This is a genomic window from Streptomyces murinus (assembly GCF_002154555.1).
Classification (GTDB): domain Bacteria; phylum Actinomycetota; class Actinomycetes; order Streptomycetales; family Streptomycetaceae; genus Streptomyces; species Streptomyces murinus.
In genome coordinates, this window is sequence record NZ_MUNF01000136.1 from 1 (window position 1) to 7,744 (window position 7,744).

Here is a 7,744-nt window from a genome sequence, read left to right on the forward strand (position 1 = left end):
TCCAGGCGGTGCTCGGCCATGAGGACGGTCGTACCGAGGTCGTGCACCAGGCGCTGGAGCACCGCGAGCACCTCTTCCGCGGCGGCGGGGTCCAGCGCGGAGGTCGGTTCGTCGAGGACGAGAACCTCGGGGTGCGGGGTGAGCACGGAGCCGATGGCGACGCGCTGGCGCTGGCCGCCGGAGAGGGTGAGGCCGTGCTCGCCGACCGTGGTGTCGTAGCCCTCGGGCAGTTCCCGGATGAAGCGGTCGGCCTGGGCGGCGCGGGCGGCGGCCTCGATCTCGTCCTGGGTGGCGTCCGGGCGGCCGTACGCGATGTTGGAACGGACCGTGTCGGAGAAGAGGAACGAGTCCTCCGGGACCAGTCCGATCGCGGCGCGCAGCGAGGAGTGGGTCAGCTCGCGGACGTCGTGGCCGCCGATCAGGACGGCGCCGTGGGTGACGTCGTAGAAGCGCGGCAGGAGCAGGGAGAGGGTGGACTTGCCGGAGCCGGAGGAGCCGACCACGGCCAGCGTCTCACCCTGGCGTATCTCGAAGCTGAGCCCGTCCAGGACCTTGGTGTCGTCGGCGTACCCGAAGGACACGTCGTCGAACTCGACGGTCGCGGGCGCGTCGGCGGGCAGCTCCCGGGTGCCGTCCTTCATGGTCGGCTCGGTGTCGATCAGCTCCAGGACGCGTTCGGTGCCGGCGCGGGCCTGCTGGCCGACGGTGAGGACCATCGCGAGCATGCGGACCGGGCCGACCAGCTGGGCGAGGTAGGTGGAGAAGGCGACGAAGGTGCCCAGCGTGATGTGCCCGCGCACCGCGAGCCAGCCGCCGAGGGCGAGCATGGCGACCTGGCCGAGCGCCGGGACGGACTGGAGGGCGGGGGTGTACCTGCTGTTCAGGCGGATGGTGCGCAGCCGGCCCGCGAACAGTTTGCGGCCGACCTCGCGCAGCTTGCCGGTCTCCTGCGCCTCCTGCCCGAAGCCCTTGACCACGCGTACGCCGCTCACCGCGCCGTCGACCACGCCCGCGACGGCGGCGGCCTGGGCCTGGGCGTACCAGGTGGCGGGGTGCAGCTTGCTGCGGCTGCGCCGGGCGATCCAGCCGAGCGCGGGGGCGACGGCGAGGGCGACGAGGGTCAGCGGCAGCGACAGCCACGCCATGATCACCAGGGAGACGAGGAAGAGCAGTACGTTCCCGATGGTCATCGGGAGCATGAAGAGCAGGCCCTGGATCAGCTGGAGGTCGCTGGTGGCGCGGCCCACGACCTGTCCGGTCGACAGCTCGTCCTGGCGGCGGCCGTCGAGGCGGGTGATCGTGTCGTACATCTCCGTCCGCAGGTCGTGCTGGACGTCGAGGGCGAGCCGGCCGCCGTAGAAGCGGCGGACGTAGGTGGCGGCGTAGACGAGCACGGCGGCGACGACGAGGGCGCCGGCCCAGGGGGTCATGGAGCGGGTGTGGGCGCCGATCACATCGTCGATGATCACCTTGGTGATCAGGGGGACGACGGCGGTGACGGCCATACCGGCGAGCGAGGAGCCGAGGGCGAGGAGGACGTCCTTGGGGTAGCGCCAGGCGTAGCCCGCGAGTCGTCGTGCCCATGCCCGATGTGGTTCCACGCGGTGCCTCCCGGTTGTCGTACTTTTCCGGAAGGCACCAACGCGGACGCGGGGTGATTTCATCCCGCCGTAACAATCGGACGTCAGACGCGCACCCGCAGGTAGTAGAAGCGCGTGATCTGGACCGGGTTCTGGTTGTCGTCGCTGACCAGGACGACCTTCAGGCGGCCGGTGCGGTCGCGGCCGGTGACGGTCATGCCCTCGATGTTGTCCAGGAGCGGGTTGGGCTGGGTCTCCTTGGCGGTGGCGCCGAGGGAGGGGCAGTCGGCGATGTCGGCGAGCAGCGTCTTCTTCATCACCCGGACGCCGCTCTGGCCGGTGAGGTTCTCGATGCCGCTGGTGTCCGTGGCGTGGCGCGGGTCGGCCAGGTAGAGGCGGACGGTGTTGCCGACGCCCGCGGTGAAGCCGCGCTCCAGGACGAGGAGCCGGCCGTCGGGCGTGGCCTGCACCTCGGGGACGCCGAGCCCGGCGTCGATGCGGTACGCGTACTGCGCGGCGAGCCGGAAGTGGTTGCCCTTGGTCCGGGTCCAGGTCTGGAAGCGGACGAGGTCGGCGTTGTCGCCCGCGATCGGGTCCTCCATGGACGCGAGGAGGGTGTGGCCGCCGGGCAGCAGGGTCAGACCCTCGAAGGTCTGGTTGGAGGTGGCGCGGCCCGCGGGGGCGACGAGGAGGGAGGACGGTACGGGGAGCCGGTCGAGGATCCTGCCGTCACGGGAGTAGCGGCGGATGGAGGGCTCCACCTCGGAGGTGATGAGCCGGGTGCCGTCACGGTCGATGACGAAGCCCTCGGAGTCCAGCTCGGCGCCGTTCTCGTCCGCGAGGTGGACGGCGGACTTCGGCTGGAGCGTGCGGGCGTCCAGGTCGAACAGCTGGGACCGGTCCTCCAGGGCGGCGAGCGATCCGTCGCGGTCCACGGCGAGGGCGGAGAAGTTGCCGACGAAGGTGCCGTTGTACGTCGTCTTGTCGAGCGCGTCGGAGAAGCGGTCGATGGAGACGGTGGACGAACAGGCGTGGCCCGCACGTACGTTGGAGCCGAGGTGGGCGGGCTGGGCCGCGGCGGGCCCGGCGGCGGTCAGCGTGGTGGCGGCCGCCAGGCCGGCGGTGACGGTGGCTATGACATGTCTCAGGCGCATAGTCGATCACCGTAGCGGTGAGTCAACTACGCGCGGGAGACTTTGTGTTGACTTCGTGCCGAAAGCTTGTGACTACTGTGCGGGCGTGGCGACGAACGCCTCGCTCGGCCTGCTGGTGGGGACGTAGCGCGCCGTCTTGGCGGTGGTCGGCACGAGGTCCTTGTGGATGGCCTTGGCGACGTTCTGGATGGTGGTGACGCCGTAGTCCATGGTGCTGTTGTCCTGGGTCAGCACGGACATCATGTAGTCGTGGCCCGCGCCGTTGAAGGTGCCGAGGCTGTGTACGCGCCAGCCGTGCGTGGAGCGCTGGAGCCAGCCGTTCTTGACGTGCACGGAGACGGTGGCCGGCGCCCCGGCGGGCGTGCCCCAGCGCTGGTCGGAGACGACCTTCCCCATCAACTTCTGTATATAGGCACGCGAGTTGTCGCTGAGCACGCTGTTCTTGGCGGTGACCAGCTGGAGCAGCTTCTGCTCGTCGGCGGCGTTCTCCTGGGTCAGGCCCCAGTAACCGCCGCTGCCCGGCACGGTCCTGGTCATCTTGGCGGCGGCCAGGAAGCCCTTGATCTTCGTCAGGCCCAGCTGCTTCCACAGCTTGCTGGTGGCGTCGTTGTCCGACTTGGTGATCATGGCGGTGGCGAGCGAGGTCTCGGTGCCCGTCAGGTACCGGTTGTGCTTCTTGGCGTCCCACAGCAGGGTGGCGAGCACGGTGACCTTGACGGTGCTGGCCGAGTCGTACGCGGTGGTGCCGCGCAGGGTGCAGGTGGTCTTGGTGCCGCGGTCGTACAGGCCGATGGCGACGGTGCTCTTGCGGTTCGCGAGCGCCGCGGTGATGTCCTTGGTCAGCTTGGCGGCGAGGCCGGCCTTGCCCGACGTACAGCTCACGGCGGGCGTCGTCGCGGCGGCCGGGGTGGCGGCCGCGACGGTGGGTATGAGCAGCGCGGCACCGAGCGCCGCGGCCGACGCCTTGGCGCGCCGGCTGAAGCGGTGGGTCATGAAGGGGTCCCCCTGGGAACGACGTGTGGACGCACCCCTTGCGGGCACGTACGGCCCTTTGACTCGCAGGGGTGGTCGGAAGTTGCACACATGTTCTCAAAGCAAGCGTTCCAACTGACCAACAGCCGGCAATGCTTCGTCCAGGGCGGAGCAGAACGGGTTCCCCTTCGACCGGCCGGGGCTGAGGCGCGGACGGGTCACGCCTCGAAGTCGTACTCCAGGACGTACGCGGCGGAGTCGAGGACCATCTCGTTGAGCTCGACCACCCGGCCCTCCGGGTCGAAGGCCGTGCGGGCGAGGTGGATCACGGGGGCGCCGGGCGGCAGTTCCAGGCGGTCGGCCTCGGGCTGGGTGGGCATCCGGGAGCGGAGTTCCTCGCGGAAGCGGGCCGGGGCGTGGCCGAGGTCGGCGAGGCGGGCGTAGACACCGCCGGGGCCCGTGTCCGGCTCGGTGATCGGGGAGTTCGCGACGAGGTCGGCCGGCAGGTAGGACGTGGACAGCAGGACCGGCTTGCCGTCGAGGACGAAGCGACGGCGGCGGACGCAGAGGCTCACCGTCCAGGCCCATGACCCCGGCCACGGCCGCCGACGCGGGCTCGTGCGTCACCTCGACGGAGTCGACGGCCAGGTCCCGGCCCCCGATGTCCGCCGCCCAGACGGACCGCCCCGCACCCCATCCCGCCCGCGCAAGCCGCTCGATGCCGCAGCGGCGGATCGGGCGGAAGTCCCTTGCGAACGGCGTCCGTTCCATGTCCTGACCGTTCATATGACCCACCCCGCATGTCCCTCGTGGTCGGCGCCGACCACATACGACGGTACGGCGAACTCGAACCCGACGGCACAGGCCGTGGCCAACGCCGAGGGTTCGGCGGTAGAAAGCGGTGTGTGACCGTCTTCTACTGCGCCAAGTGCGGGTGCGAGCTCACCGGGGATCTGGTGGTTCTGCCTGCCGTCCCGGATGTCGACGACCCGGACGACGGCCGGGACAAGAAGAGCGGGCGGGCCCGGTCCACAGTCCCTCGTGGATGCTGTGCCATCGATCCCGATCCGTGGGGCGCGCCCTTCGTTCCTGTCGAGGCGCCCCGGCGGCAGGTGCGCAACTCGGGAAGAGAGTTGATGCGGCCCTACGGTTGGGAAACCGTCTCCGCGGGGCGGCGGGACAGTGTCGTCGTGCACCCCGAGGACGTTCTGCCCCGCCTCACCCCCTTCACGCGCGGGGCCAATTGGGCGGGGTGTTGTGGGCCCTCGGGTGCGAACGGTCCCAATCTGGCCTGTGCCTGTGGCTCGCGCCTCGCCACCTGGGCCGCCGACTGCATGGGGCCCCATGAACTTCACCTCGACCCCGTCCGCGTCCACGCCGGGTAGCCGGGGCTCGCTACGCGTCCTGTCCCAGATGCGTCGGCGCGAACATCCGCAGCACGGCGGGGAGTACGACCACCGAAGGGCCCGGCGTCGACAGGGCGCGGGTCAGGTCCGATTCCAGGGATTCCGGGGTCGTCCGTACGCCCGGGACGCCGAAGGACTCCGACAGGGCGACGTAGTCGGGGCGGGTCAGTTCCGTGGCGGTCGGTTTGCCGAAGGCGTCCGTCATGTATTCGCGCAGGATGCCGTAGCCGCCGTCGTCGATGATCAGCCAGGTGACGGGGAGGTCGTGCTGGCGGGCCGTGGCCAGTTCGGCGATGGAGTAGAGGGCGCCGCCGTCGCCGGAGACCGCGAGGACCGGGTGGGTCGGGTCGGCGACCGCCGCGCCCAGAGCCGCCGGGAAGGCGTAGCCGAGGCCGCCCGAGCCCTGGGAGGAGTGCATCAGGTTCGTGCCCCGGGGGTCGAAGCCGCACCAGGCCCAGTAGGACAGGATCGTCATGTCCCAGAAGGACGGCGAGCGGGCCGGCAGCGCGCGGCGGACGGCGGTCAACAGCGACTGCTCCAGGGTGAGTTCCTGGGACGCGATGCGGTCCGAGACGCGGGAGAGCACCTCGCGCACCCGCTCCGCCGCCCCGGGATCATGCCGCTCCGTCGCCGTCTCCAGCAGCGCCTGGAGGGCCAGGCGGGCGTCCGCGTGGATGCCCAGCGCGGGGTGGTTCGACTCCAGCTTCCCGAGGTCCGCCTCGATCTGGATGACCCGGCCGCGCGGCTTGAACGTGTGGTAGTTCGAGGAGAGTTCACCAAGGCCCGAGCCCACGACCAGCAGGACGTCGGCGTCCTCCAGGAAGTCGGTCGTGTGCCGGTCCTCCAGCCAGGACTGGAGGGACAGCGGGTGCGCCCAGGGGAACGCGCCCTTGCCGCCGTACGTCGTGACCACCGGGGCGTCCAGCAGTTCCGCCAGCCGGCGCAGCTTGCCGGAGGCGTCCGAGCGTACGACGCCGCCGCCCGCGATGATCGCCGGGCGGGCCGCGCCCGACAGCAACTCCGCCGCCACCGCCGTCAGTTCGGGGCGGGGGACCAGGTCGTCCGGGGTCGCGTCCATCGCCGTCACCACCGGCAGTGACGCCGGGGCCAGCAGGACGTCCTGGGGAATCTCGACCCATACCGGGCCGTGCGGGGCCGTCAGCGCGGACTTCCAGGCCTCGGCGATCGCCGAGGGGATCTGGGACTGGGTGCGGGCCGTGTGCACCGACTTCACCACGCCCCGGAACGACGCGGCCTGGTCGGGGAGTTCATGGAGATAGCCGTGGCGGCCGCCGCCCAGGCCCGCCGTCGGGATCTGGCTGCTGATGGCGAGCACGGGGGCGGAGGCGGCGGCCGCCTCCTGGAGCGCGGCCAGCGAGGTCAGCGCGCCGGGGCCGGTCGACAGCAGCAGCGGGGCCGCCTCGCCGGTGATCCGGCCGTACGCGTCCGCCGCGAAGCCCGCGTTGTTCTCCACCCGCAGGCCCACATAGCGGAGGGACGACCTGCGCAGGGCGTCGAACACGCCCAGCGCGTGCTGGCCCGGCAGGCCGAAGACGGTCGTCGCGCCCAGCCCGGCCAGGGTCTCCACGACCAGGTCTCCGCCGTTGCGGCCGGGGGGAGGGTTCAGCGCGGCCTCCCGCTGAGCTGCGGTCGGGCGGAGTACCAGGTCGTGGTCGTGCGTCACGTCGGTTACGCGTCCTTCCGGGCCGCCGCGATCTGGCGGGACATGATGGTGGTCAGTTCGTACGCCGTGTGGGAGGCCGCCACGGACGTGATCTCGGCGTGGTCGTAGGCCGGGGCGACCTCGACCACGTCCGCCGAGACCAGGTTGCAGGAGGCCAGGCCGCGCAGGATCTCCAGCAGCTCGCGGGAGGTCATGCCGCCCGCCTCCGGCGTGCCCGTGCCGGGGGCGTGCGCCGGGTCGAGGCAGTCGATGTCGATGGAGATGTACAGCGGCCGGTCGCCGATGCGCTGGCGGAGCTGGTCGGCCACCTCGTCGGCGCCCCGGCGGTAGACGTCCGCCGAGGTGACGATGCCGAAGCCCATCTTCTCGTCGTCGGTGAGGTCCTGCTTGCCGTACAGCGGGCCGCGCGTGCCCACGTGCGAGAGGGCGGAGGTGTCGAGGATGCCCTCCTCCACCGCGCGGCGGAACGGCGTGCCGTGCGTGTACTCGGCGCCGAAGTACGTGTCCCAGGTGTCCAGGTGGGCGTCGAAGTGCAGCAGCGCGACCGGGCCGTGCTTCTTGGCCACCGAGCGCAGCAGCGGCAGCGCGATGGTGTGGTCGCCGCCCAGGGTCATCAGACGGGCGCCGGTGCCCAGCAGGTCGTCCGCCGCGGCCTCGATGGTCTCGACGGCCTCGTTGATGTTGAACGGGTTCACCGCGATGTCGCCGCCGTCCGCGACCTGCGCGAGCGCGAAGGGGGACGCGTCCTGCGCGGGGTTGTAGGGGCGCAGCAGCCGGGACGCCTCGCGGATCGCGTTGCCGCCGAAGCGGGCGCCGGGCCGGTAGGAGACACCGGAGTCGAACGGGACGCCCACCACGGCGACGTCGGCGGTGCCGACCTCGTCCAGGCGGGGCAGCCGGGCGAAGGTCGCGGGGCCGGCGTACCGGGGGACGCGGGAGGAGTCGACG

At 71.5% G+C, this 7,744-nt stretch carries 5 protein-coding genes and 1 pseudogene; all 6 read right to left on the minus strand.

The features are described from left to right. The coding region (locus tag CCN72_RS10295; RefSeq protein ID WP_244174175.1) for an ABC transporter ATP-binding protein at nt 1-1,601 on the minus strand (1,601 nt) is incomplete at its 3' end. 83 nt (nt 1,602-1,684) lie between these two features. Continuing rightward, nucleotides 1,685-2,734, minus strand: a complete 1,050-nt coding sequence (locus CCN72_RS10300) for an esterase-like activity of phytase family protein (RefSeq protein ID WP_086807248.1) — start codon at nt 2,732-2,734, stop codon at nt 1,685-1,687. Between the two features lie 72 nt (nt 2,735-2,806). Further along, nucleotides 2,807-3,727 carry a serine hydrolase gene (locus CCN72_RS10305; RefSeq protein ID WP_086807249.1) on the minus strand — a complete coding sequence of 307 codons (921 nt, stop codon included), beginning with the start codon at nt 3,725-3,727 and terminating at the stop codon, nt 2,807-2,809. A 197-nt stretch (nt 3,728-3,924) separates the two neighbouring features. Continuing rightward, nucleotides 3,925-4,462: pseudogene (locus tag CCN72_RS10310) on the minus strand (GntR family transcriptional regulator); the annotation flags it as partial. A 639-nt stretch (nt 4,463-5,101) separates the two neighbouring features. Next, nucleotides 5,102-6,796 (minus strand): thiamine pyrophosphate-binding protein, encoded by a 1,695-nt coding sequence (locus CCN72_RS10320; RefSeq protein ID WP_086807251.1) that lies wholly within the window; start codon nt 6,794-6,796, stop codon nt 5,102-5,104. A 5-nt stretch (nt 6,797-6,801) separates the two neighbouring features. Further along, nucleotides 6,802-7,744 (minus strand): agmatinase (gene speB, locus CCN72_RS10325; RefSeq protein WP_086807252.1); only part of this gene is annotated, 943 nt, incomplete at its 5' end.